This window comes from Paenibacillus thiaminolyticus (genome assembly GCF_007066085.1).
GTDB lineage: Bacteria > Bacillota > Bacilli > Paenibacillales > Paenibacillaceae > Paenibacillus_B > Paenibacillus_B thiaminolyticus.
The window spans coordinates 1,958,462-1,982,831 of record NZ_CP041405.1 but is presented as its reverse complement, the minus strand read 5'-3'; the positions used below and the strand labels follow the sequence as shown (position 1 = coordinate 1,982,831).

Sequence of the window (24,370 nt, the reverse complement as noted above, 5' to 3'; positions counted from 1 at the left end):
TCCTTTGCTCGCCGTAGAACCGGTCATGCCTTCGCCGCTTAGGGCCCCATGCCTCCAACGCAGATGGGACCATGCCTCCAACGCAAATGGGAGCTGCCTCCGCGGCAAACGGTGATGCCTTCGCCGCAGGCTGCAGGCCATGCCTTCGTTGCGGCACGGACGTGCCGTTATCTTGGAGCGGGCACCTTGCCGCAGGCGGCTTCCCGAATCCGTTCATTCACAGCCATCCGCTTGTTCAGCAGCCATTCGGCGCTGTGCGGATAGGTGCGGAAGGTGAGCGGCTCATCCACATCTTCCTCGATGAGCGCGACGACGGCCTCCCGCCCGATATAGGATTCAAGCAGCTGCAGCGCGCGCAGATCCTGCAGTGCCTCCCGCAGTACATCGAGCCGGATCGATTCGAGCGGCCCCTCTTCGCCTGGGTAGACGAGGAAGGCGTCGCCTGACGGGAAGGCGTACGACGCATCTGTCGTGCGGAACGGATCGATCGGCTTCCGCGAATATTGCGAGTAATAGAAATTATAGCCCCAATGGAGGAAGCCGTCGGCCTGGAATTTGTACAGCTGCCAGCCGAGAATGCGGTTGCGGGCCGAAGGCATCGAGAAGAAGCGGTTCGACACCTCCCGGTACTGGGAGCAGCAGTAGTAGGTCCAGAGCGGCTTCACGCCGTTCTCGATGAAGGGCTCGATATGATTGTTGGCCGGAACGGGCACCTGGACGAGCCCGCTCTGATAGAAATCATAATCGGACAACGCGTCCATCACAGGGAACCCTGCCAGCAGATCGGACACGGACTCCACTGCATTGCGATAAGAGTCCATCTGCTCGACACGCGGTTCGTCCGAGATATGGAAATGAGCCCGGTCCGCGATCCCGTTCGCCTTCAGCCAGGCAATTAGCTCGGGCAGGAACTGGCGCAGGAACGCGCGGTATTCCGGACCTGACGCATCCGTCTCCCATCCGAAGATTCGCTGCGGCTCGCCGTCCACGGCTGCGACAATCTTCGGCGCATGCTTCGCGCCCCACTGGGTGAACAGATGGGACATCTCGAAATATTCAACGCCCTCCTCCAGGCACAGCTTCACCCAGCGTTCCAGGCGCGTGAAGCCGAAGGCATAGCGATCGCCTGTCTTGGTCACATCCACGAGCTGGACGGTCGGCCGCTCCCCGCCGACCTCGGTATCCAGCGGCGGCGTGAACAGCGGCGTCAAGATCATATTAATGCCATGCCGGACCGCCGTGCGGATGAACCTCCGGATCAGTTCCCAATGCGCTTCGCTGAATACGTCCACGCCGTAGTAGGCCGCGATGCCGTCGCTATGGAACCATTCGGTATGCATGAGCTGCTGCTTGGGCAGAGCGGCGGGGAGGACGACGAGCGTGAACGTCTCCTCGGCGAGCAGCTCGCCGGCGCTGCTGGCTAGACACACCGTGATCGGATGCTCGCCTGCGTCCCATCGTTCATCGACTTCAGCCGTAATCCAGAGCGCCCGCCATTGTCCGGGACAGATGACGATGCCCTCCCGGGGATCTACGGGTGCCAGCAGATCGGGATAGAGGCCCGGGGCGGAGCGGAGCAGATTGCCGTCATGGTGCGCATAGATGGGCAGCTCTGACGGAACCAGCGCAACCTTGTGAACGGTAATCGCCCCCGCCACGCCGCCGCGCACCGATACGGATGCTTCCTTCCGCAGCTCTTCTCCGCGGTAGGCAAGCTGGAAGTGCAGGGCTTCCCCCTGCAGGACGGTTGAGGTCCGGAAGTCGGGAGCCTGCAGCGGCTCGTCGGCAAAAACTTTGACTAAGGAACTGATAATGCGGGTGTCCAGCACGTGATTCGCCATTTTTCATGCCACCTTTACATGAAGAGTAATTTTCTCCTGATTCATATGATAACGCTTTCTACAACTTCTCCGTGGAGCCGAATTTTCCTGTGAGTATCCTTTCTTTTCTGGAAAAAAGAGCGGCTTTCTCCAACAACTTTTTTACATTTATACATCCCAAGGTATGCGGTCCGCGTGTCAAGCATTGTCGGCGGTTAGCATATATTCACCAATTCATAAGGGAATCCTTCGATTTCAATGTGGAAAAAGGCGGCGGATTCAGATAAGATAGGATCGTAAAATAGTATAGATCACCAAATGATCCATAAAAGGAGTGGCAACATGCTGCGACGCTACGCAATGATAGGAAGCCTGAATATGTTATTGTCCGTTGCGCTGGGGGCGTTTGGTGCGCATATTATGCAGGCAAGACTGACACCGGAGCGGATGGCGACCTATGAGACGGCAGTTCAATATCATATGGCACATGCGCTTGGATTGATTCTGATTGCAATCCTGGCGGATAAGCTGGCAGACCAGAAGAAGGTGCAGTGGTCGGCCCGCCTCTTGTTTACGGGTATGATCATCTTCTCGGGAAGCTTATATTTGCTATGCTTCACCGGATTCTCCATGCTGGGTGCGATTACGCCTATTGGAGGCGTCGCCTTCCTTATCGGCTGGCTTATGCTAGCCTTGGCGGCACGAAGATAGCATCAAGCAGACGGGGTGAGACTAGGGGCCGGAAGGAAGAGTACAAGGTGAATAATCAGATAGAAGAACCGAGGGTGGAACCGCGAAGAACGTCGCTGTTCGTCGCTACATCGTTATTGGCGGCCATCACGTGCATCGGAGGCGCGGTCGTTTTTTTTCTGTCGGAGGGCGTTCTCCGAATCGGTATCGGGCTCCTATGGGGAGCCGCCGTCGCGTACATTGCCCTATCCGAATGGCGAGCGAAGCCGCTTCGGCGGGATACAATCCGCCAGACTTGCTGTATACTTGACAACAGAGCACCGGCCGGTTCGGAGTGGGCATATTTGGTTAATCATGTGCCTGTTCCGATTTTTTTTATAGAGAGGGATGGTGCGGTTAAGGGAGTGAATCATTCGTTCCGCGGTGTAACGGGATACGAAGAAGAGATCCCGGCACTGTCCAAGGTGATGGATGAGTGCTCCAAGAGGAAATTATTGGATTCATTGACGGATCTTGGACCGGGCGACGAGAAGGAGTTGGCGCTTGCCGGGTTCCATAAGGAGGGCTTTCGTCAGGATTGGATTGGCAGGGTTGTCCGTCTGGCCGATGGAATCTGCCCCCAAACGGCCCAGCCGATCTATTCGGTCTCTCTGCAGGATCCGAGTCCGGATCGGCATATGGCGGAACGGATCCGGTACATGTCCTATTATGATGATATGACCGGGCTGCCGAACCGGCGCATGTTCATGCAGCGGTTGGAGGAAGCCATCGGGATGGCCGTCAATGAGCGCTTCTCGATCGCCGTCCTGTACATGGACCTGGATCGGTTTAAGCGGATTAATGATACATTCGGCACGGATTTTGGCGATATGCTGCTGATGCAGATTGCCGAGCGCCTGCTGCGGACGATGACAGACAATGACGTGGTTGCCCGCATGGAAGGCGACGAATTCGCCTGCTTTTTCACGTTCGTGGAATCGGAGGCCGAGGTGCATAAGCGGATCGTTCAATCGCTGTCCGTTCTGGAAGAGCCGTTCTACTTGAACGATGTCCCGGTTCATGTGACGATGAGCATCGGCATTGCGATGGTCGAGAACCCGGGGGCGGACGGGGCTCAGGCGATGAAGCATGCGGATCTGGCGCTGTCGCGCGTCAAGGAGCAGGGGAAGAACGGCTTCCTGTTCTATGTACCGGAGATGAATGATCGGCCGCTGGAACGGCTGACTCTGGAAAATGATATGCGGCGGGGGCTGAAGAAAGAGGAATTCGAGCTGTACTATCAGCCGCAATACGATATGAATACGGAGCGCATCGTCGGTATGGAAGCGTTGGTCCGCTGGAATCATCCCGTACGCGGAATGATCTCGCCGGGGGAATTTATTCCTATCGCGGAGGAGAACGGCTTTATTGTCGCCCTTGGCACATGGGTGCTCGAAGAAGCCTGCCGGCAAAATAAAGAGTGGCAGCAGAAGGGCTATCCGCCGATACCGGTATCGGTCAACCTGTCCGTACGCCAGTTCGAAATGGACAACTTGTCGGAGACGGTGCAGGAGGTATTGGCCAAGACCGGATTGAATCCGGCCTACCTCGATCTGGAGATTACAGAGAGCATGACAATGGACGTGCCCAGGGCATCTCCCGTGCTGCAGCAATTGAAGGATATGGGGGTAGCCATTAGCATTGACGATTTCGGCACCGGCTACAGCTCGCTCCATTATCTCAAAAATTTCCCGATACACCGGCTGAAGATCGACCGATCATTCGTCCGCGATCTGCAGCAGGATCCGAATGATGCCGCGATTGTGTCGGCGATTATCGCCCTGGGGCACAATATGAATATGCAGGTCATTGCCGAAGGGGTAGAGACGGAGGAGCAGCTTCTCTTCCTGCAGAAGCATAACTGCGATGAAATCCAGGGGTTCTACTTCAGCCCGCCGCTGTCTTGCCAGCGGTTCGAGCAGTTGTTCCGAGAGCAATGCGAGACATGTTTACTATAGGCTTGCGATACAACAGCCGCCATGCGAAGTCGTTGGGACTTGCGTGGCGGCTGTTCTCGTACTGCATTAATTATGGGCATCCATCGATTCGATTTCGAACAGTTGGTAGGCGTAGACATTCTTTTCATCGACATGGTACACATTCAGCAGTTGATTGACGGGGTCATAATTCAGAATCCGGCAAGGAATGCTCAACATTTTTCCTTTTCCTTTGTTGACGGTAAGCCGGACGAGGGAATTTTGCTCAATGTAGCGCTTGATCTGAAGCTCTGTCAGAACCAATCTCATTCGTGTGGCGGAAGGAGCTTGTCCGTTCTTCTCCGGATCGTCGGCGCTTGTCGCGATGTGAAGCTCTTTTTCCGAAGACTCCGTCTTCGTCTTGTGGGAATCCGGGACCGGCGTCGGATGGGATTCTGGGACAATCCGGTGCACAGCCGCCGTTCCGGCCTTCTTCTCCCCCGCGTTATCCGACAAGGCGGGGCTCTGGTTCCTTCCTCGAGTCGCGGTTGGCTTGCCAAATGGAGTTGCATCCATGTTGTTCTGCTGCATGGCTTCCATCAGATTCAACAAGGATCCCATTTCCACACCGGATTGGATCCGGAGATCGAGCACGTCCGGTGAAGCATGAAGCAGGTGAAGCAGCTTCTCCAACGTTGCCGCATTGGATTCGCCTTTGACCAGGATGTCCACATTAAATTTGTACACGTTAGATGTTGATGTTATGGGATACAGCATGTTGATTCCTCCAACCTGGACAATTAGCCTAGATGAACCCATTATAATACGGGACAAAAATCATAGCATAGTCCATAAGTCCTATTATTGGAAAAAGATTTTCATTTTCCTATGGAGACCTTCCGCAGGGGGGATGCATAGGATGATATCATCTTGGGCGGAAGGGGTATGCAGAATGATGCGCATGGTACCAATGGCTATAGAAGGCATGACCGTTCTAGGCATTGAAGTGAAGCTTCCGAAGACGACGCTGCTCGCGATTACGACAGAGGAAGGATATATTATGTGCGGGGCGCTCGATGTCGGACTGTTGAATGAGAAGCTGAAGGATCGCCGTATTGTGGCGGGGCGTGCCGTCGGAGTCCGCACGCTGGAACAGTTGCTGGAAGCGCCGCTCGAATCGGTGACCGTCGAGGCGGAGAACCGGGGCATTCATAGCGGCATGACGGGGAGAGAAGCGCTCGCGCGGATGGTGTAGTCCGAAGCGGCAGCCTCCCGTCGGAGACGCACATACCGAAGGCGAAAAGCAAGCGGCTTTTCGCCTTCGCGCATAATCATCAACATATGCAAGAATAGAACGGACAACCGTCCTCAGAGTTATCTAATTAGGAACGGTCATGGGCATACTCGTTCGCGATAGCCGACTTGGCTGCTGTGATAGCATCTCGAATGGAGCGGACAGACCGGTTGGAGAGGATGAATGTCTTGCCGATGCGCAGCGCCATCCGTTGCGCCCGCAGCCGGATTGCATCATCCTCAATGCGGTCAATGTCTGCGACATGCGAGAGGCCGACAATGCGGCGAATGATTTTGCAGCCGGAATAACCGACCGCATCCTGCAAAATTCGTTCCATATAAAGATCCTGATATCCGGGGGTAAATGAAAGCCGATCGATGCCGTGCTCGTTCCACAGCGAGCGGAAGCGGGTCTCGAACCCGGTCCAGACGGCTTCAGCCATTGCCAGCAAATAGGCACGGTGCTGCTTCCGGGCGCCTTCATCCGTACTCCAATATTCATGCCCGGCCGCATTGAGCAGCAGATTGGCCAGGACCGCTCCAACATCGAAGCCGATCGGTCCATAATAGGCGAATTCCGGATCGATCACCTTAGTTGACTCCGGCGTGACGAAGATGCTGCCAGTATGGAGATCGCCATGCAGCAGAGCCTGGGCCTGTGTCAGGAACTTTTCCCGCAGCAGCATCACTTCGAGATGAAGGGCCTGATCCTCCTGAAGGCTGCGGTGATCCTCGCGCAGCGCTTCTTCGCAATTATTGTTCGGTGAATCGGTATAAGGATCATCGAAGATCAGATCCTCGGTTATTTTGCACAGCTCGGGGTTGGTGAACGCAGCCGCGATTCGCTTTTTCTCCTGCTGATTGCAGCCCAGGTCCGAGGTGAAGAACAACGTATGCGCCATGAATTCCGCAATATGTTCAGCGAACAGCGGATACGAAGCGGATTGCATCAGCCCGTGGCGCATAATCGCATGATCGCTCAGATCTTCCATCACAGTGAGCGCCAGTTCCGGATCGTACGCATAGACCTTCGGAACGAGATGAGGGACGAGCCTTCCTTGAGTCTGCAGGGCTTCGCTTTCGATGCGGGCCCGATCCAAAGTGAGCGGCCACGATTCTCCCACGACTTTTGCATACGGGAGCGCCTGCTTGATAATAATACGTCGGGAGGGAGTCGCATCATCCGTTCCCTCTGCAACGCCAATTACCCGAAACACCAAATTCAAATTTCCGTCGCCGATTTCCTCGCAATGAAGAGGCATATCGGGCGGGAACAGTCCTTCGATCCCGCGAGCCAAGGCCACGGCATCCTCCAGGCCCAAAGGACGGTAAGCTGTGTGATAAGTCATCGTAGACAGGCACCTCCCGGTACTAAAATGAACATGAACAATCTTCCATATATGCGGTTGTGCTAAAACGCACTCCAAGACTTTTGCGATTTAGTATATCGGATTTTTTTACCTATGGAAACTTTAAATTTGGAGGATGTACAAGGCAGGACCAAGGGATTCAAAAGCGTTGGCTAAGGGTAGTTATACGATAGGGGATGCGAAGCTCCGGGACGGGTTAAAAAGATGTAAAATTTCCGTCAAGGGGTTGAAATTAATTCATTATTATATTAGAATAATTTTCAACAAGGAATAAGTCGAAAACACTAGGAGGCGTTTTACTTATGACGAATCAAAAATTGCAGCAGATGTTAAACCAGCAAGTAGCCAACTTGAATCTGATGTATGTGAAGCTTCATAACTACCATTGGTTTGTAAAGGGCGATTTGTTCTTCACGCTTCATGAGAAGTTCGAAGAATTCTATGATGAGATTACGGAGAAAATGGATGAAGTGGCGGAAAGATTGCTCACGATCGGCGGCAAGCCTTACGCATCGCTGAAGGAGTATGCGGCGAACGCGACGATTCCGGAAGCGCGCGGCAACGAGACGGCCGAAGAGATGGTCAAGCAATTGATTGATGATTTCAATCAATTGATTACCGAATTCGGAGAAGCGTTGAAGGAAGCGGACAGCATCGGAGACAATGTGACGAATGATATGCTGATCGGCATGCAGGGCGATCTGGAGAAGCATATCTGGATGCTGAGCTCCTATCTTGGAAATGCCTCTAAAGCGGTCCATCAGATGGCGTAAACCGGAAGGGGCTTCCGGGAGAACTGTCTCCTTAAGAATAAGAATAGCTTGCAAGTAAAGCATCCTTTGCCATATGGTGAGGGATGCTTCTTCATGTTTATGAACACTCATGCAAGATGATGTCGTTAATGATATTGATTCTCATTATCAAACAATGCTATAATGGTTTTGTTTCCTAGGTAAACAATTTTGGCTGACGTGAGTCATTTTCTCCTAATGTACCGATGTCCTCACGTGCTTGGGGGGGACGAAGCAGGATGCAGGATTGGGGATGAACGGAAGAGAGAAGAGGTTCGCTATATTTGCTCCTTCGTCTGCAGGATGGCGGCAGCTTGTCTTTAACAAGGTTGCTTTCTATATTCCAATGTACTAATATTAGGTTGAGAATCATTGATAATCATTTTATAATGATTACTATGTAAGAAAGGCTCTAGGAAAAGATTAATCTTTAATTTAAAGTATACATCTTTTTAACAAATCCATCAATCTGGAGGTTACGACACATGGCAACAGAATTCGTCATTAATGGTTTGAAAGCGACCATTGAAGGTAAAGAGATCCTGAAAGGCATCAGCCTCTCGATGAAGGGCGGGGAAGTGCACGCTATCATGGGGCCGAACGGAACAGGGAAGAGTACGTTGGCATCCGCACTGATGGGCCACCCTAAATATGAAGTAACCGAAGGCACCGCAACCCTTGACGGCGAAGATGTGCTGGAAATGGATGTCGATGAGCGCGCACGCGCGGGGCTGTTCCTTGCGATGCAATATCCGAGCGAGATTGCCGGCGTTACGAATTCCGATTTCCTGCGCAGCGCCATCAACGCGCGCCGCGGGGAAGGCAACGAGATCTCCCTCATCAAGTTCATCCGCCAGATGGAATCGAAGATGAAGGAATTGGAGATGAATGAAGAGTTCGCTCATCGTTATTTGAATGAAGGCTTCTCCGGCGGGGAGAAGAAGCGCAACGAGATTCTTCAAATGATGATGCTCGATCCGAAAATCGTCGTCCTTGACGAGATCGATTCCGGTCTGGATATCGACGCGTTGAAAATCGTGGCGAACGGCGTGAATGCGATGCGCAGCGAAGAGCGCGGCTTCTTGATTATTACTCACTATCAACGGTTGCTGAACTACGTCAAGCCTGACTTCGTTCACGTCATGATGCAGGGCCGCATCGTCAAATCCGGCGGACCTGAACTGGCAGAGCGGCTTGAAGCAGAAGGCTACGACTGGATTAAGGAAGAGCTTGGCATCGCCGATGAGACGGTTGGACAAGACGCCTAACGACATTCAGCAATTCGATTGACAGGAGGAGCGATGGAACCGATGAGCACGCAAATAACTTTACCAGTGAACCGGGATGCGGTAGCCAACCTTTCCGCCCGCAACAATGAACCGGCATGGTTGTCCGAGTTCCGGCTGCAGGCCTTGGATAAGGCGGCAACACTGGATAACCCGATATTTGAAAAAACGAAAATCGACCGCTGGAATCTGGACGCATACGGCCAGTATGCCGAAGGTGCAGCGGCTGACAGCTTCGCAGCCCTCCCGGAAGGGGCACGCGCCGTATTCGGCGAAGGGGCGAATCCGGAAAATGTGCTGGTACAGCATAATTCCGCGGTCGTGTACAATAAGCTGAACGCCGAACTGGCTGCCAAAGGCGTCATTTTCACGGATCTGCATACGGCGGCCCGCGAGCATGAAGAGCTCGTTAAGCCGCATCTGATGCAAGCCGTTAAGGCTGACGAGCACCGGATTGCGGCGCTGCATGCCGCACTGTGGAACGGCGGCGTATTCCTGTACGTGCCCCGCAATGTAGAAGTGGACGTACCGGTGCAAGCTTTGTTCTATACCGATGATTCCAAGGCTACGTTCGCCCCGCATGTCTTGATTGTGGCGGACGTGAACAGCCGGGTGAACTATGTTGATAATTACGTGTCAGGCCCGTTAAGCGAGCCTGTCATGCATAACGGCGTAGTTGAAGTGTTCGTCAAGCCGGGAGCGAAGGTGACCTACGCTTCGATTCACCACTTTGGCGAAGCGACGACCGATATTTCGTTCCGCCGGGCTATCGTCGAGAATGACGGCCGCGTCGAGTGGGTCGTGGGCGAGATGAACAACGGCAACGGAGCTTCCGATACAAGCTCGATTCTGAACGGCAACGGCTCGACCTCGGACGCGAAGGTGATCTGTGTCGGGAACGGAGAGCAGAAGCTGAACATTACGACGAAGGCTGTCCATATCGGCCTCGGTTCCGAGAGCGATATGATCACCCGCGCCGTAATGCGCGAATCCGCCTCTTCGATCATCAACGGAATTACGAAGATTGAGAAGGGTGCTTCCAAATCGAACGGACAACAGACCGAACGCGTGCTCATGCTGAGCCCGACAGCCCGCGGCGACGCTAACCCGATTCTTCTCATCGATGAGGATGACGTCAAGGCAGGACACGCCGCGTCCGCCGGGCAAGTGAACCCGGAGCAAGTCTATTACTTGATGTCCCGCGGCGTATCCAAGGAGGAAGCGGAGAACCTGATTATTCGCGGGTTCCTGGCCCCGGTCGTGGCCGAACTGCCGAACGAGCATCTGCAGGATCTGCTGCGCCGCTACATCGAAAGGAAGTTAGGACAATGATAGGGCGCGAGCTTCGTAAGCAGTTTCCGATACTGAATCAGGAGATTAACGGTCACCCTCTCGTCTATTTGGACAATGCGGCTACATCGCAGAAGCCGGCAGCGGTTATCCGTGCTATTCAGGACTATTACGAACGGGACAATGCGAACGTCCACCGCGGCGTGCATACGCTCGGTTCCCGGGCAACGGACGCTTATGAAGGAGCGCGCGAGACAGTAGCCCGGTTCATTCATGCCCGGCATCCGGAAGAGATTGTGTTCACCCGCGGCACGACGACGGCGTTGAATCTGGTTGCCTCTTCGTATGCCCGCTCTGTGTGCAAGGAAGGCGACGAGATCGTCCTGACGCCGATGGAGCACCACAGCAATCTCATTCCGTGGCAGCAGGTTGCGAAGGCAACCGGCGCTACGTTGAAATATATTCCTCTGCAAGAGGATGGAACGATTGACCTGGCGGACGTGGAGCAGACCGTGACGGATCGGGCGAAGATCGTCTCCGTTACGTATGCCTCGAACGTGTTGGGCGTTATTAATCCGGTGAAGGACATCGCGGCTATCGCGCATCGCCACGGCGCCGTGATGGTGGTCGACGGGGCGCAGAGCACGCCGCATATGCGGATTGACGTTCAGGACTTGGATTGCGATTTCTACACGCTATCCGGGCATAAAATGTGCGGTCCGACAGGGATTGGAGCATTGTACGGCAAGAAAGAGCTGTTGAACAAGATGGAGCCTGTCGAGTTCGGCGGCGAAATGATTGATCATGTTGACTTGTATGAGTCGACATGGAAAGAGATTCCGTGGCGCTTCGAGGGCGGCACGCCGATCATTGCCGGAGCCGTCGGTCTGGCCGCGGCGATTACGTTCCTTGAAGAGGTCGGCATGGACGCCATTGCCGCTCATGAGCATGAGCTGGCGGATTATGCGGTCGAGCAGCTCTCCGCGATTGAAGGGATTACGATTTACGGTCCGAAGAAGAACCGGATCGGCCTCGTCACTTTCAATCTGGATGATGTTCATCCGCATGATGTGGCAACCGTTCTCGATGCGAAGGGAATCGCCATCCGCGCTGGCCACCATTGCTGCCAGCCGCTGATGCGCTGGCTGCAGGCAAGTGCGACGGCACGGGCAAGCTTCTATCTGTATAACACGGAAGAAGACATCGACCGTCTGGCAGAAGCCTTGCGGGCAACAAAGGAGTATTTCAGCGATGCAATTGGATGATTTGTACCGGCGCGTCATCATGGATCATTACAAAAAGCCGCGCAACCGCGGTACGTTCGATTCCGATGCGGTCACGATCGAATTGAACAATCCGACCTGCGGCGACCGCATTTCCTTGCAGCTCATGGTAGAGGATAATAAAGTCGTCGATGCCCGCTTCACCGGGGAGGGCTGCTCGATCAGTATGTCGAGCGCCTCGATGATGACCGACGCGGTCAAGGGCAGAACGTTGGAAGAAGCGATTGAGATGGCTGAACGATTCTCCTCCATGGTGAAAGGCGAGAACGTGACATTTGACGAGTATGAAGATATTGAAGCACTGTCTGGCGTATGCAAATTCCCGGCGCGGATCAAATGTGCGACGCTGGCCTGGAACGCGCTGCGCAAAGGGATTGAAGAGCCGACGAAATAACGGCGAGAATGTACGTGGATAACGTACGGAGGAGGTAATGCACCATGGCGAAAGAAATGCCAGAACTTGAGGAATATAAATATGGCTTTCGCGATAATCACCAATCCATTTTCCAATCCGGCAAAGGATTGACGCCGGAAATCGTTCGAGAAATCTCGAAGATTAAAGACGAACCGGAATGGATGCTGGATTTCCGCTTGAAGTCGCTGAAGCAATTTGAGAAGATGCCGCTTCCGCGTTGGGGCGGCGACCTGGATGAGTTGGATTTCAACGATATTCAATATTATGTTCGTCCTTCCGAGAAGCAAGGCAAGACGTGGGAGGAAGTGCCGGCGGAGATTAAGGAGACGTTCGACAAGCTGGGAATTCCGGAAGCGGAGCAGAAGTTCCTGGCCGGCGTATCCGCGCAGTATGAGTCCGAAGTCGTCTACCACAGCATGCAAAAGGATCTCGAAGAGCAAGGCGTTATCTTCATGGATACCGATTCGGCCTTGCGCGAGCATCCGGAAATTTTCAAGGAGCACTTCGGCACGGTCGTTCCTCCGGCGGACAACAAGTTCGCTGCCTTGAACAGCGCCGTATGGTCCGGGGGCAGCTTCATCTATGTACCGAAGGGAGTCAAATGCGAAATCCCGCTGCAGGCGTATTTCCGCATCAACTCCGAGAACATGGGGCAATTCGAGCGCACGCTCATCATCGCCGACGAAGACAGCTTCGTGCACTATGTAGAAGGCTGCACGGCTCCTATCTACAGCACGAACTCCCTGCATAGCGCGGTCGTCGAGATTATTGTGAAGAAGAATGCCCGCGTTCGCTATACGACGATTCAGAACTGGGCACCGAATATTTACAACCTGGTTACGAAGCGTGCGGTCTGCGAAGAGAACGCGAACATGGAATGGGTGGATGGCAACATCGGATCCAAGCTGACGATGAAGTACCCTGCCGTTATTTTGAAGGGACGCGGAGCCAAAGGCTCGGTCCTGTCCATCGCGGTAGCGGGCAAAGGCCAGCACCAGGATGCAGGCGCGAAAATGCTGCATCTGGCGCCGGACACGACATCGACGATCGTATCCAAATCGATCTCGAAGCACGGCGGCAAAGTAACGTATCGCGGCATCGCGTCCTTCGGCCGGAATTCCGAAGGCTCCAAGGCCAATGTCAAATGCGATACGCTCATCATGGATAATCAATCCACGTCCGATACGATTCCGTATAACGAAGTCATGAATGACAATATTCAATTGGAGCATGAGGCGACCGTATCCAAGGTGTCGGAGGATCAACTGTTCTATCTGATGAGCCGCGGATTGACGGAAGACGAAGCGACCCAAATGATCGTCATGGGCTTCATTGAGCCGTTCACGAAGGAATTGCCGATGGAATATGCGGTTGAGATGAACCGTCTCATCAAGCTCGAAATGGAAGGCAGTATCGGGTAATTTCATAAATAACTCAAGTGTTTCATACGTGTCCGCTTTGACTCAACATGGATGGCTGTTGACGTCCAGCGGGCACGTTTTTTACTTAAAATGGCCTATAGCATATGTTCTTTTAGATGAAAACGCTTAATTTATATGCTTTCGGAATTTTCTGAAAATGCATGCTTGTCCTATGTCAGGTGTATAGTTCAATCCTTGTCTAACTAGCATTTAATATAGCATTCTTAAATTAAAGAGGTGAAAGTAAAGCTAATTACTCAGCCATTTCCTAGACAGCCGGAAATTCTCATCCACAATAGGTGCCGGTACAGGAACGGCGCTACGTTACGATTGCCGCTACGACCTTTACGAATGACGCCGGTGCGGCCGCAACGGCATTTCCTGGTTTATTTGCGTACTATCTCCTTCATATCAATGGTGTCGTGAAGACGGCGGATGTGTCAACCGTTCAACAACAACGATAACGATTCCGGGGAGCGATGCTCTTGATCCTGCCACTCCGATCGTTGTCTAGTTTGTCGTCACGTAACAACTAGCTTCCCCTTTCAGAGTATGTAAAAGCAGAAGCTTGCCGATCCGAAAAGCGGGCCTTTTGGGATCGGCTTCTTTTGTGCCCTCGGCCAGGTTATCAATAGGAATAAGATATTCATTGCTTTGGAGGTGAATGAACAAATTGGAAAACCAAGTGATTCAAATCAAGGCAAAGCCATGGGATCCGGCCTTGAGGATCGCTTTCCTTGCTCCTTCCGTGATTAGCCCGTGCAGTTCTCTTTCCCCTCCTCCGGAATGTCCGGTGGTGTTTCCGGGGGAACCGGTACCTCCGCCGGCTACCCAGATTTTGCAGGTGGAGACCTTCCAGTACATTACGAAAGCGGATGGGGTTCGAAGTGCATACACGGGCGGGGATGGACTCGCTGAATTCCAGAGCAGGCAGCATACTGAACCCAGGAACGGTCTCATATTAACGGCATGCTGCAGCCGCTCAACGCATACACCGTTACGGAAGGTCTCCTGCAAATCGATGGGATCCCCGAGCAGGGAGTACCCATCACCCTTCAACTCATCCGAATCATCTTGCAACCGGAACTATGAGGCAGCAGGCACCGTTCCTCACCTTGATGGTGGGGGATACGTGGTTGCAGCTGGCGAAACGTAGGCTGCGCCGACATTGCACGGCCAGGGGGGCTGGCCTGGGCGTGTTGTTCATGGTGTTGTTCCCAAAATAGCGTTGCCAAGGCAGCATAGCACGCCGCGCCCAACTGCGCAGCCTTGTAAGGGGCATGGCGCCCGAAGCGCCCAACTGTGCAGCCTTGCAAGGGGCAACAGCATAGCGCCCGAAGCGCCCAACTGTGCAGCCTTGCAAGGGGCAACAGCATAGCGCCCGAAGCGCCCAACTGTGCAGCCTTGCAAAGGGGCAACAGCATAGCGCCTGTAGCGCCCAACTGTGCAGCCTTGCAAAGGGGCAACAGCATAGCGCCTGTAGCGCCCAATCGAGCCTTGTAAGGAGGAGCAGCAATTGCGCCAGCGGCATTCCTGCAAAAGTGCAGCAATTTTAGCAAAGTCAGGGGAAATGTCACGAAATTGCTGCGCATCTGCATCATTTTCTCCAAACTGCGACGTATTCGAGCGAAAACGAGTGAAATTCCTGCACTTTTGCAGGATCCCCTTTTCCAACGATCGGATCTTGTAGAATTCCTGTATTTTTGCATCATTCCCGGCAGGTGAAGGGACCGTTCAAACATACAGGACAAGCTTTCCTCGCGACAAGCCGCTCACCATAGTCAATCCAGTTTACAATTCCCTCGCAGCAGAGAAAACTGCATCTTTTTACCGTGGTATATCGAATGTATGTTCGTGTATACTGGTTATAAGCAAATAAATGCGAACGAATATTCGGAGTGATGTGTGGAGTGATGATAGTGAAGATAGAGCATTATATAGGCAGCACGATCGAGATCATTTATGAGGATCGGCACGGAACCATTACTCAGCGGCGAATTGTCGTGCGCCGCATCCGGGATGGCGTTCTGCATGCCACCTGTCTCGCGGCAAGGGGCTGGCGCCCGTTCCGGCTGGAACGCATCTTGTCCTGGAGACCGCTGACCGGCCGCGGACGATCGGCATGAGACATCGTTACTAGACGAAAGCGACCTACGGCGATAATTTTCAAATAGATTAAGGTGTAGAACATGATTTCTCTAGAGGGACCTGCATTATCTCTGCTAATGATATCGATCGGAATATAATCTATATTCTTGTCTTGAAGAAAAATTCTTCAGGCGGCTTTCGTGTAATGGAGTCAATTGAACAATAGGAACGAGATATGCAGTTTTCCTCAATTCATTATGTTCCTATGCCCTTCTGCCCACGTAGAACCCCTCGTATTCGGATCCGCATGAATGTCTTCCCTCCGCTGGCGCATAATAAGTGAATCTTCACTGCTTGCGCCGCATCGCGCACCGCAGAGAATGTTCGACAGTTGTGAAGGAGGAAGGGACATGAAGCGCGTAAGGAAACGCCTGGAGCGTGCGGCACGAATCGGGACGATCTGTCTTGTGGCTATAGCCTTGCTGTTCGTGGCGCCGGAGACGAGTGTACATAAAGGGAAGGCTGCAGGAAAAGTTGCCGGCGATGAGGCCGTCCAACAGAGACACCCTGCTGCTGTGGCTATGGAAGAACTGAAGCCAATGCCGGCGAATGCAGCTGTGAAGCCGGTACGCAAAGATCGGGCTTACTTCGAGGAGCGGGGAGATATCGTATGGGAGGTGCCGTCAGCCGGCAAGCGAATTGCCCTTACCTTTGATGATGGCCCTGATCCCAAAAATACGCCTGCCATTCTGGAGCTGCTGAAGCAGCATGACGCCAAGGCTACCTTTTTCCTGGTTGGTTGGCGGGTGAAGGATAATCCGGAATTGGTGAAGCGTACCGTCCGTGAAGGACATGAGGTCGGGAACCACTCGTATTACCATAAATATTTCCGCCGCGGGATATCGGCCGCCGAGATCAAGGAGGATATGATGAAGGCACACCGGGTGATCAAAGAGGTGACCGGAACGGCCCCTCACTTGTATCGCCCGCCCGGCGGTTACTATAATCAGCAGCTGGTTGATGTCGCTCATGCCAACGATTACCGCATCGTCATGTGGTCATGGCATCAGGACACGAAGGACTGGAGCTCGCCCGGGGTGCAGCGCATCGTCAATAAAGTACTGAATTCGGCCCGAAATGGAGATATCGTGCTGATGCATGATTTCGCGGAGGGCCGTGCGCAGACGGTGGAGGCGTTGAAGACGATATTGCCGGAACTTAAAAAGCGGGGCTACTCCCTGGTCACGGTCTCCGAGTTGATGTCGCACCGGGTTAAGGGAGAATTAAAAACGCCCCGCAAATAATAATGATGAAGTTACACGTAGACATGCTCGATTTCCAACTGTCTCCGCTGTGCCAGGTCGACGAACTCTTGATCGATTTGCACGAGCGGGCGGAACAGTTCGGTCTGATTCGACATGACGATGATTCCCGTCCGGCCGTCATTCAGACGGGCTTGCTTGTGCAGGAAGTTCGGAATCATGTTCCTGATAAAGGTGTGGGTCATCGTCGGATCCAATTGGCCAAAACTCATCGCGTGCAGATCCCGCAATACGCAGAACAGGTTCTGCTTCGGCTGACCGCTGCAGATCGAGGTCATCTCACTGTACACAGCGGCAATGGCAACGATACGGGAGACGGGATGAATCTCGTCTTCCTTCAGGCCAGACGGATAACCGCTTCCATCTAGCCGTTCGTGATGCTGCAGCGCGGCCAAATACAGCCATTCGTCATCATAGGTCCCTCGTAGCAAGTCGCACCCGAAGCGGGTGTGCTTTTTCATTTGCTCGGCTTCTTCCTCGCTCTGGCTTCCTGCCTGACTTCCTGCCTGAATTCCCGCCGCAGCCAGCGACGGCGTATCCTTCTCCACTAGAGCCATGCCGATCTCATGAAGGAAGCCGGCCTTGCCAACACGCACCGCATCCGCTTCATTATAATTCAACCACTTCGCTAAATAATAGGACAGCATTCCGACTTGGACCGAATGCTGGTAGGTGCAATCATCTTCCGCTCCCATCATCAAGAGCAGGGAGACGACATCCCGTTCCTCCTTGATCTGGTGAATCAGCGGCGTTAATGTTTGTTCCACCTGTTCATCTTGTATATGACCCTGGGCAGCCGCCTCATAGAATAACTGCTCCACTCCGGCGACCGCTTCCTTATAGGAAGACTGCAGCCGATCCGTCCGGGAAGAGGAAACTAATTGTGGAAGCGTTGTCATTGATTCGGCTTGTCTCTCTTCAATATCGATAAAATCAAGATGATGCCGCAGGAGCAGGGCGATATCCTTCTCCTTCAATCTCGTTCCGGCGGAAATCACAAGAAGCCCGTGAGAATTAAAAATATCCTTCGCCACGATATCGCCGTCCGTAACGCTTAAGACATGAACCTTCACGTTCATTCACCGTCCTAGCCAAAAATAGACAACATATGTACCGTAATCATATCAACTTCATTGGAACGTGACAACAGCATTTCCCATTTTACTTAAAAATTATCGGTCATGAAATCAACGCAGCACTCGTATACACAGTAATAAGGCTTGTATGATCCGCTCCTTCCGGCGAGGGTGTCGGCGATCCCTCCGTTCTTCCACAGTAGTCACCCGAATCGGACACATGCTATTCTAATCTGTGGATGACATTCTAGATAAGGGAAGGATGCGAGAGATGATGCCATCGCCTCAGTGGAATACATCGGATTCGATTCTATTGCTATACACGAACGATATTCATAGCCATTGGGACGGAGCGGCCCGTCTGGCCTCGCTCATTAGCCGATACCGGCAGCATTGCGGGGAAAAGATCGTGCTGCTGGACGGCGGCGATCATATGGACCGGGCTTATATGGAGACAGAGGGGACCTACGGCGCAGCGAATGTGCGGCTCATGAACCGGCTCGGCTACGATGCCGCTGTAATCGGCAATAATGAAGGGCTGACGTTCGTGCCGGAGCGGCTCGGACAGGTGTACCGGAGCAATGCCCGCTTTCCCGTCCTGGCCGCGAACGTCACCGCGCTCAGCAGCGGGCAGCGTCCGGACTGGCTGAAGCCGTGGGTCGAGATGGTGCGCGAAGGAATTCGGATCGGCATCGTCGGCGTTACTGCGCCTTATGCCGATTATTACCGTTTGCTCGGATGGGAGGCGGGCGATCCGATAGCTGCCGTGCGGGAGGCGGTCTCTGCTCTTCGCCCTCGCGTTGATCTGCTCGTCGTCCTGTCGCACTGCGGGCTGACTACGGATGTGAGAATAGCAGAAGAAACGGAAGGGATCGACCTTATTCTGGGCGGGCACAGCCATCACCTTCTTCCGGAGGGGCATAAAGTGGGCCGGACCTGGCTGCTGGCGGCGGGGAAATACGGCGATCATCTGGGTGTGGCCGAGTGCAGGCGGGCCCCATCGGGGGAGATGGAGCTGTCAGTGCGCTGTACTCCGGTGACCGGAGAGCTTCCTGATCCGATCGTGGAGGCCGAACTTCTCCAGGCCAGGGCCGAGGCGAACCGGAGACTATCCGTCTCTGTCGCTCAAGTCGCGGAGCCGCTCGCCGTGCGTTACGATCGGCCGTCCCCTCTCGGCCAGCTGCTGGCCCAAGCTCTTCGCGACCATACCGGGGCGGATATCAGTCTCGTCAACGCCGGTCAACTGCTCGGGGATCTGCCAGCCGGCACCGTGACCGAGGGCATGCTGCATACGCTATGTCCCTCTCCCATTAATCCGGTTCGGATGAATCTATCCGGCGCAGACGTGAAGCAAGCAATCCGGGAGAGTCTGCACGAGGAATGCTACGGGCGGGTGGTCCGCGGCTACGGGTTCCGCGGGGAGCAGCTTGGCACGCTGTGCGTGGACGGGCTGCAGGTGGAATGGACGCCCGATCCGGACGAGGAGCGGATCCGGCTGTGGCTCGACGGCCGGGAAGTAGCCGATAACGACCGGCTCGTCGTCGGGACGATCGACATGTTTGTTTTTGGCGGAGGCTATCCGAGCTTGAAAAATGGACAGGATATCACGTTTTTCCTGCCGGAGATGCTGCGCGATATTTTGGCCGTCCAGCTGCGGAAGGCGGAGGAACTGCGCCGCTGCCGCGAGGATCGGCTTGCGATTGTCCATTATCGTTAGTCGGAAAGGTGGACACCTGTCATGGTCTATATTTGGATAGCGGTCATTTTGGGCATCGTGGAAGGCTTGACGGAATTTATCCCGGTTTCCTCTACCGGGCATATGATTTTGACGACCCGGCTTATGGGCATCGCCGAACAGGAGGAATTTCTGAAGACGTTCGAGATCGTCATCCAACTGGGCGCGATTCTCGCGATTACGGTCGTGTACTGGCAGCGGATTCTTGCGATGCTCGGACTGAGAAGCCGGACGGTGGCGCAGGGGCATGTCCGCACGAAGCAGCTCAATCTGCTGCATGTGGCGCTTGGCATTGGTCCCGCCCTTATCGTCGCTTTCTTCGCCCGGGATTACATCAAGAGCCAGTTCGACAATACCCCGACCATACTATGGGCTCTTGTGGCCGGAGGCGTATTCATGTGGATTGCGGAATGGTTCGGCTCCCGGCGCAAGCCGGCCGCAGAGACGATGGATGACATGACGTACCTGCAGGCGCTGTTGATCGGACTGTACCAGATTCTCTCTGTCGTCTTTCCGGGCTTTTCCCGTTCGGGCTCGACGATGTCCGGGGGCATGCTGAGCGGGGTCAGCTATCGGGCGGCTGCCGATTTCTCCTTTCTGATGGCGATTCCGATTATGTTCTTGGCGAGCGGCTACGAGCTGATCGACGGGTATCGCATGCTTACCCTGGATATTATCGGTTTTTTTGCTCTTGGGTTTATCGTTTCCTTTATCGTTGCGTATATCGTTGTCGTTATCTTTTTGAAGCATATCCAGCGCATTCGGCTGCGCCATTTTGCCATCTATCGCTTCGTGCTTGCCGGGCTATTCTGGTTCTTTATTATCCGATAAATCGGCGATGCCAATGCCGACGGCCACCATCCGGCGGTTTCTGCCAGCAACCCGCTCCGGGAAGCGCCAGAAAGCAACATTCTCCTCTTCGCGCACGGCAGCATTTTTGCTATGATAGAGTAGCTGATGGAATCGTACGAGCATAGGAAAAGAAATTGCAAAATCAGAAACAGCAGGGGTTGACCATGTGTGCGTTGGATGCCAATTCAGGCTTGCCGTCCCGGCATGCGGCTAGCGAAAAAAATTTTCAATGAAGAAGGCCTCGTCCTGTTGAACGAGGCGGTACAGTTGTCCGAAGCATATATTGACCGGCTCTGGAAGATGGGAGTCTCTTATGTCTACATTGAGGATAACCGGACGGAAGGCATCGAGGCTCCTTCGCTGTTAAGCGAGGAGACGCGCAGGGAAGCCACGGGCGTAATTCGGCGCCAGTTCAAGCAGCTGATGAATGAGTCAACATCACGGAAGCAGCCGCGGCAATCCTCTTCGATTGGCAAAGCATTTGGAGGCATACTCGATTCGATTATCGATGAGCTGTCCGGCCATGAAGACGCGATGGTCATGCTGAACGATATGCAGGCGACCGATCATTACCTGTTCCAGCATTCGTTGAATGTATGCATTTATACGACGCTGCTTGGCATCCACCACGGGTATGGGAAGGAAGAGCAGCGGGTATTGAGCATGGGCGCGCTGCTTCATGATATCGGGAAGACGCAGATTGATCTTACTATTTTGAACAAGCCCGGGAAGCTGACCGATGAGGAATTCGCCCAGATGAAGCGGCATGCCGAGCTTGGCTATCTCATCCTGAAGGAGGAGCCGAATATTCCGCTGCTTGCCGCCCATTGCGCGTTCCAGCATCATGAGCGTCTGAACGGAAGCGGCTACCCGCGCGGAATTCGTTCCGATGAGATTCATGAGTATGCGAAATGGGTGGCGATCGCCGATTCCTATGATGCGATGACGTCGCATCGGGTGTATAAGGAGGCGACCTTGCCCCACGTAGCGCTGGAATTGCTGTACACGGGAGCGGATACGCTCTATGATGCATCGATGCTTGCCGTGTTCCGCGATCGGCTTGCTGTCTATCCCGTCGGGATGTCCGTCCGCCTGAGCACTGGCGAGACTGGCGTCGTCGCCCACATTCATTCGGAATACCCCCAACGGCCGATTGTGCGAATCTTGACCGGACCCGAGGGAGAAGAGCTAGCCGTGCCGCACGAGGTCGATCTGGCCCGGTCGTTGAATGTGACGATCGTCAGCTCGCATGTCCAAAATTGACCCTGTCACTCGGGAAGCTTACAATGAAGCTATAATAAGAGTGGTCAGGGGGCGACATACGTGCGGGAATCGGACAGCCGCGGCTTTTTTTGGACATGGGGACAATGGGTATACCGTCGACGGCACGCTGTGTGGATCGGTTGGACGGTATTCTTTTTGGCCATGTCTCTCTTGGCCCTGCAGGTTCCTTCGATGCTCAAGGATAACGGATTTACGCCAACCGGAAGCGAATCGGAGCAGGGGCTGTCCATACTGCGCAGCGAGGTCGGGCTCTCTTCGACGACGATGGATATCGTCTATGAGAGCCGGGATGGCTCCTCCTTGATGACGGAAGACATATTCAGGCAGATCGAACAACGATTTTCTGGACTGAAGCAGGAGCCGTACGTCAGCGACATCCGTATTCGCCAGGAAGGGCGGCAGGATGATGCGCGGCAGGATGTAATCGCCGTCCACGTCATTCTCAATCTGGATACGAATGAAGCGTTGGAGAGATATCCGGAGATCCGCAGCCGGATACCGGATCTTCCGCAGGCTGACACCTATGTCAGCGGAGCGACCCCCGTCTATTACGATATGCAGGAAGCGAGCAAGCGGGACATTGTGAAGTCGGAGCTGATTGGACTGCCGATTGCGCTCATCGTTCTGCTTGCCGTCTTCGGCACGCTGCTGGCCGGACTGCTGCCGCTCATCGTCGGTGTTGTCAGTGTGACCATCACCCTCGGTCTAATCTACTTCATCTCGTTCGGGACGGATTCGCTCAGCAACTTTCTCCCGAATGTCGTGACGATGCTCGGGCTCGCCGTCGGGATCGATTATGCGCTGTTCATGGTAAGCCGCTTCCGGGAAGAACTGCGGCAGCAGGGCTCGGTTGAAGCCGCGGTGGCGATGACCGCCCAGAAAGCGGGGCGCTCGATTTTTTTCTCCGGCGTGGCGGTGTTGATCGGGCTGGTGGCGATGGCGTTCATCGATCTGGCTCTGTTCCGTTCCTTGAGCCTGGGCGGCGTGCTCGTCGTGACGATGTCCGTCATCGTAGGCAACTCGCTGCTCCTGGCTCTGCTGGGCGTATTCGGCGAGCGCATCAATCGCTTTCCGGTCATTCCGGCACGGTTCCGCAGTCGGGATACGGAAGGAGGCAGCGTCTTCTGGCGCCGAATCGCGCATAGCGTAATGAAGCGGCCGGTTACGATTGTCATTATCCTGTTCGTTCTGCTGACTGGCCTCGCACTGCCGATGGCGGGCATGAATATCGGCATTCCGGACGCGGAGATGCTGCCGCCGAAGTACGAGTCGCGAGCCGGGTCCGATCTGCTGAACGAGGCTTATGACAAGCGGGAGCTGAACCCGATTCTCATCGCGCTGCGCACGGAGCAGCCTTATACGGATGCCGGGACGATCCGGCAGGCGGAAGCATGGCAGTCCGATCTGGGCCGCATGGATGGAGTGCGGCGCGTCGACAGTTATGTAAGCTTGATGAGCAGACTGCCCGGCCCGGACGCGAAGGCGGAGGCCTTGAAGGATCCTGCCCTGCGCGCTCAAGTGGAGGGCAGCCATCTGGCGAAGGAGCGGCTTATCGTCATGCAGGTCATTCCCGATGGCGACCCGGAAGGGCAGGAAGTGCGCGATCTCGTACACAGCCTGCGGAATTGGGAGCTCCAGAGCGGAATGACCGCCAAATATGTGACAGGCGGACCGGCGGTGCAGCTCGACATAATCGAGCGGATTACGGGGGCGCTTCCTTATGTCGTCGTCTTCATCCTGATCGTGACATACTTGGTATTGTTCATCGCCTTCCGTTCGGTTCTGCTTCCATTGAAGGCGGTGCTGATGAACATATTGAGTCTCGGATCGAGTCTCGGCATCGTCGTGCTTGTCTTCCAGCACGGATATTTGGCCGATCTGTTCCAGGTCACGTCGACCGGCATGGTGGTTGCGATGCTGCCGGTCATCATATTTTGCGTCGTCTTCGGCATATCGATGGACTATGAAGTCTTCCTGTTGTCGCGGATTGCCGAGGAATACGAGCGTACGGGACATAACGAGCACAGCACGGCAGACGGCCTCATGAAGACCGGCGGAATTATTACGAGCGCCGCCTTCATTTTGATCGTCGTGGTAGGCGCCTTTATTTTCACGGATAATGAAATGATGAAAGCGATCGGCCTTGGACTGGCCACTTCGGTGCTGCTCGATGCGACCTTGATCCGCATCTTCCTCGTCCCCTCGCTGATGAAGCTGATGGGGCGGGCCAATTGGTGGGCGCCGAAGGGGTTCCGTCGCAAGGAGAAGAAGCGTGCGGCCTAATCGAATATCCGCCCGGATGACCAGCTTCGCCCGGAGCATGTGCTCCTGCCGCACGGAGCGAGCCTCTGGCCGCTCAATAGTTGGGGAGATGACTGCTGATTGGGCAGGGTGGCGAT

Annotated in this window: 20 protein-coding genes and 1 pseudogene; 17 read left to right on the top strand and 4 right to left on the bottom strand. The window is 54.4% G+C overall.

Annotated features, from left to right (window positions below):
- Window positions 1–167: 167 nt before the first annotated feature.
- The gene (locus FLT43_RS08970) at window positions 168–1,841 is read right to left on the bottom strand and encodes a DUF4091 domain-containing protein (protein ID WP_087445207.1); all 1,674 of its coding nucleotides are present in this window, start codon (window positions 1,839–1,841) and stop codon (window positions 168–170) included.
- 321 nt (window positions 1,842–2,162) lie between these two features.
- On the opposite strand from FLT43_RS08970, the gene FLT43_RS08965 reads away from it, so the two are divergent.
- Window positions 2,163–2,531: a DUF423 domain-containing protein gene (locus FLT43_RS08965; RefSeq protein ID WP_087445208.1), complete on the top strand. Its 369-nt coding sequence runs from the start codon at window positions 2,163–2,165 to the stop codon at window positions 2,529–2,531.
- Window positions 2,532–2,578: 47 nt separating this feature from the next.
- Window positions 2,579–4,507 carry a putative bifunctional diguanylate cyclase/phosphodiesterase gene (locus FLT43_RS08960; protein WP_087445209.1) on the top strand — a complete coding sequence of 643 codons (1,929 nt, stop codon included), beginning with the start codon at window positions 2,579–2,581 and terminating at the stop codon, window positions 4,505–4,507.
- A gap of 66 nt (window positions 4,508–4,573) precedes the next feature.
- Here the strand turns inward: FLT43_RS08960 and FLT43_RS08955 are convergent, their stop codons facing one another.
- On the bottom strand, window positions 4,574–5,242 hold the full coding sequence (locus tag FLT43_RS08955; RefSeq protein ID WP_087445210.1) for a hypothetical protein: 669 nt from the start codon (window positions 5,240–5,242) through the stop codon (window positions 4,574–4,576).
- Window positions 5,243–5,417: 175 nt separating this feature from the next.
- Here FLT43_RS08955 and FLT43_RS08950 point away from each other — a divergent pair, with 175 nt between their 5' ends.
- A complete protein-coding gene (locus tag FLT43_RS08950; protein ID WP_087445211.1) occupies window positions 5,418–5,720 on the top strand; it encodes a YunC family protein in 303 nt (100 codons plus the stop codon).
- A 127-nt stretch (window positions 5,721–5,847) separates the two neighbouring features.
- Here FLT43_RS08950 and mtnK read toward each other — a convergent pair whose 3' ends face one another.
- Complete coding sequence (mtnK, locus tag FLT43_RS08945; protein ID WP_087445212.1) at window positions 5,848–7,107, bottom strand: S-methyl-5-thioribose kinase; 1,260 nt, start codon at window positions 7,105–7,107, stop codon at window positions 5,848–5,850.
- Window positions 7,108–7,430: 323 nt separating this feature from the next.
- Here mtnK and FLT43_RS08940 point away from each other — a divergent pair, with 323 nt between their 5' ends.
- From FLT43_RS08940 to FLT43_RS08895, 10 genes and pseudogenes are all read left to right on the top strand, one after another.
- Window positions 7,431–7,901, top strand: coding sequence for a Dps family protein (locus FLT43_RS08940; RefSeq protein WP_087445213.1), 471 nt, complete (start codon window positions 7,431–7,433; stop codon window positions 7,899–7,901).
- Window positions 7,902–8,404: 503 nt separating this feature from the next.
- Window positions 8,405–9,187 carry a Fe-S cluster assembly ATPase SufC gene (gene sufC, locus FLT43_RS08935; protein WP_087445214.1) on the top strand — a complete coding sequence of 261 codons (783 nt, stop codon included), beginning with the start codon at window positions 8,405–8,407 and terminating at the stop codon, window positions 9,185–9,187.
- A gap of 42 nt (window positions 9,188–9,229) precedes the next feature.
- A complete protein-coding gene (gene sufD, locus FLT43_RS08930) occupies window positions 9,230–10,537 on the top strand; it encodes a Fe-S cluster assembly protein SufD (RefSeq protein WP_174818181.1) in 1,308 nt (435 codons plus the stop codon).
- Complete coding sequence (locus FLT43_RS08925; RefSeq protein WP_087445216.1) at window positions 10,534–11,760, top strand: cysteine desulfurase; 1,227 nt, start codon at window positions 10,534–10,536, stop codon at window positions 11,758–11,760. The genes sufD and FLT43_RS08925 overlap by 4 nt, the downstream gene beginning before the upstream one ends.
- Complete coding sequence (sufU, locus tag FLT43_RS08920; protein ID WP_006674980.1) at window positions 11,747–12,172, top strand: Fe-S cluster assembly sulfur transfer protein SufU; 426 nt, start codon at window positions 11,747–11,749, stop codon at window positions 12,170–12,172. Before FLT43_RS08925 ends, sufU begins: the two co-directional genes overlap by 14 nt.
- 44 nt (window positions 12,173–12,216) lie before the next feature.
- The gene (gene sufB, locus FLT43_RS08915; protein ID WP_087445217.1) at window positions 12,217–13,614 is read left to right on the top strand and encodes a Fe-S cluster assembly protein SufB; all 1,398 of its coding nucleotides are present in this window, start codon (window positions 12,217–12,219) and stop codon (window positions 13,612–13,614) included.
- Window positions 13,615–13,909: 295 nt separating this feature from the next.
- Window positions 13,910–14,128 (top strand): annotated as a pseudogene (locus tag FLT43_RS08910) (DUF4183 domain-containing protein).
- A gap of 455 nt (window positions 14,129–14,583) precedes the next feature.
- On the top strand, window positions 14,584–14,706 hold the full coding sequence (locus tag FLT43_RS30050; protein ID WP_244194408.1) for a DUF4183 domain-containing protein: 123 nt from the start codon (window positions 14,584–14,586) through the stop codon (window positions 14,704–14,706).
- Window positions 14,707–15,533: 827 nt separating this feature from the next.
- Window positions 15,534–15,740, top strand: a complete 207-nt coding sequence (locus FLT43_RS08900; protein ID WP_087445218.1) for a hypothetical protein — start codon at window positions 15,534–15,536, stop codon at window positions 15,738–15,740.
- A 372-nt stretch (window positions 15,741–16,112) separates the two neighbouring features.
- Window positions 16,113–17,006, top strand: coding sequence for a polysaccharide deacetylase family protein (locus FLT43_RS08895; protein WP_087445219.1), 894 nt, complete (start codon window positions 16,113–16,115; stop codon window positions 17,004–17,006).
- A gap of 11 nt (window positions 17,007–17,017) precedes the next feature.
- Here FLT43_RS08895 and FLT43_RS08890 read toward each other — a convergent pair whose 3' ends face one another.
- The gene (locus FLT43_RS08890) at window positions 17,018–18,103 is read right to left on the bottom strand and encodes an HD-GYP domain-containing protein (protein WP_087445220.1); all 1,086 of its coding nucleotides are present in this window, start codon (window positions 18,101–18,103) and stop codon (window positions 17,018–17,020) included.
- Between the two features lie 268 nt (window positions 18,104–18,371).
- Between FLT43_RS08890 and FLT43_RS08885 the strand changes: the two genes are divergently transcribed.
- The 4 genes from FLT43_RS08885 to FLT43_RS08870 all read left to right on the top strand — a co-directional run bounded on the left by FLT43_RS08885 (window position 18,372) and on the right by FLT43_RS08870 (window position 24,254).
- Entirely contained in the window at window positions 18,372–19,817 is a 1,446-nt protein-coding gene (locus FLT43_RS08885; RefSeq protein WP_244194409.1) for a bifunctional metallophosphatase/5'-nucleotidase, read from the top strand.
- Between the two features lie 21 nt (window positions 19,818–19,838).
- Window positions 19,839–20,666, top strand: coding sequence for an undecaprenyl-diphosphate phosphatase (locus FLT43_RS08880; protein ID WP_087445221.1), 828 nt, complete (start codon window positions 19,839–19,841; stop codon window positions 20,664–20,666).
- Window positions 20,667–20,864: 198 nt separating this feature from the next.
- The gene (locus FLT43_RS08875; protein WP_087445454.1) at window positions 20,865–21,950 is read left to right on the top strand and encodes an HD-GYP domain-containing protein; all 1,086 of its coding nucleotides are present in this window, start codon (window positions 20,865–20,867) and stop codon (window positions 21,948–21,950) included.
- Window positions 21,951–22,010: 60 nt separating this feature from the next.
- Window positions 22,011–24,254, top strand: a complete 2,244-nt coding sequence (locus FLT43_RS08870) for an MMPL family transporter (RefSeq protein ID WP_087445222.1) — start codon at window positions 22,011–22,013, stop codon at window positions 24,252–24,254.
- The last annotated feature ends 116 nt before the right edge of the window (window positions 24,255–24,370 follow it).

What these genes read in the sequence shown, in the direction of transcription:
- FLT43_RS08970 (WP_087445207.1), bottom strand. Translation starts at nt 1,841, where the DNA reads ATGGCGAATCACGTGCTGGACACCCGCATTATCAGTTCCTTAGTCAAA.
- FLT43_RS08965 (WP_087445208.1), top strand. Translation starts at nt 2,163, where the DNA reads ATGCTGCGACGCTACGCAATGATAGGAAGCCTGAATATGTTATTGTCC.
- FLT43_RS08955 (WP_087445210.1), bottom strand. Translation starts at nt 5,242, where the DNA reads ATGCTGTATCCCATAACATCAACATCTAACGTGTACAAATTTAATGTG.
- FLT43_RS08950 (WP_087445211.1), top strand. Translation starts at nt 5,418, where the DNA reads ATGATGCGCATGGTACCAATGGCTATAGAAGGCATGACCGTTCTAGGC.
- mtnK (WP_087445212.1), bottom strand. Translation starts at nt 7,107, where the DNA reads ATGACTTATCACACAGCTTACCGTCCTTTGGGCCTGGAGGATGCCGTG.
- FLT43_RS08940 (WP_087445213.1), top strand. Translation starts at nt 7,431, where the DNA reads ATGACGAATCAAAAATTGCAGCAGATGTTAAACCAGCAAGTAGCCAAC.
- sufC (WP_087445214.1), top strand. Translation starts at nt 8,405, where the DNA reads ATGGCAACAGAATTCGTCATTAATGGTTTGAAAGCGACCATTGAAGGT.
- sufD (WP_174818181.1), top strand. Translation starts at nt 9,230, where the DNA reads ATGAGCACGCAAATAACTTTACCAGTGAACCGGGATGCGGTAGCCAAC.
- FLT43_RS08925 (WP_087445216.1), top strand. Translation starts at nt 10,534, where the DNA reads ATGATAGGGCGCGAGCTTCGTAAGCAGTTTCCGATACTGAATCAGGAG.
- sufU (WP_006674980.1), top strand. Translation starts at nt 11,747, where the DNA reads ATGCAATTGGATGATTTGTACCGGCGCGTCATCATGGATCATTACAAA.
- sufB (WP_087445217.1), top strand. Translation starts at nt 12,217, where the DNA reads ATGGCGAAAGAAATGCCAGAACTTGAGGAATATAAATATGGCTTTCGC.
- FLT43_RS30050 (WP_244194408.1), top strand. Translation starts at nt 14,584, where the DNA reads ATGCTGCAGCCGCTCAACGCATACACCGTTACGGAAGGTCTCCTGCAA.
- FLT43_RS08895 (WP_087445219.1), top strand. Translation starts at nt 16,113, where the DNA reads ATGAAGCGCGTAAGGAAACGCCTGGAGCGTGCGGCACGAATCGGGACG.
- FLT43_RS08890 (WP_087445220.1), bottom strand. Translation starts at nt 18,103, where the DNA reads ATGAACGTGAAGGTTCATGTCTTAAGCGTTACGGACGGCGATATCGTG.
- FLT43_RS08885 (WP_244194409.1), top strand. Translation starts at nt 18,372, where the DNA reads ATGATGCCATCGCCTCAGTGGAATACATCGGATTCGATTCTATTGCTA.
- FLT43_RS08880 (WP_087445221.1), top strand. Translation starts at nt 19,839, where the DNA reads ATGGTCTATATTTGGATAGCGGTCATTTTGGGCATCGTGGAAGGCTTG.
- FLT43_RS08875 (WP_087445454.1), top strand. Translation starts at nt 20,865, where the DNA reads ATGCCAATTCAGGCTTGCCGTCCCGGCATGCGGCTAGCGAAAAAAATT.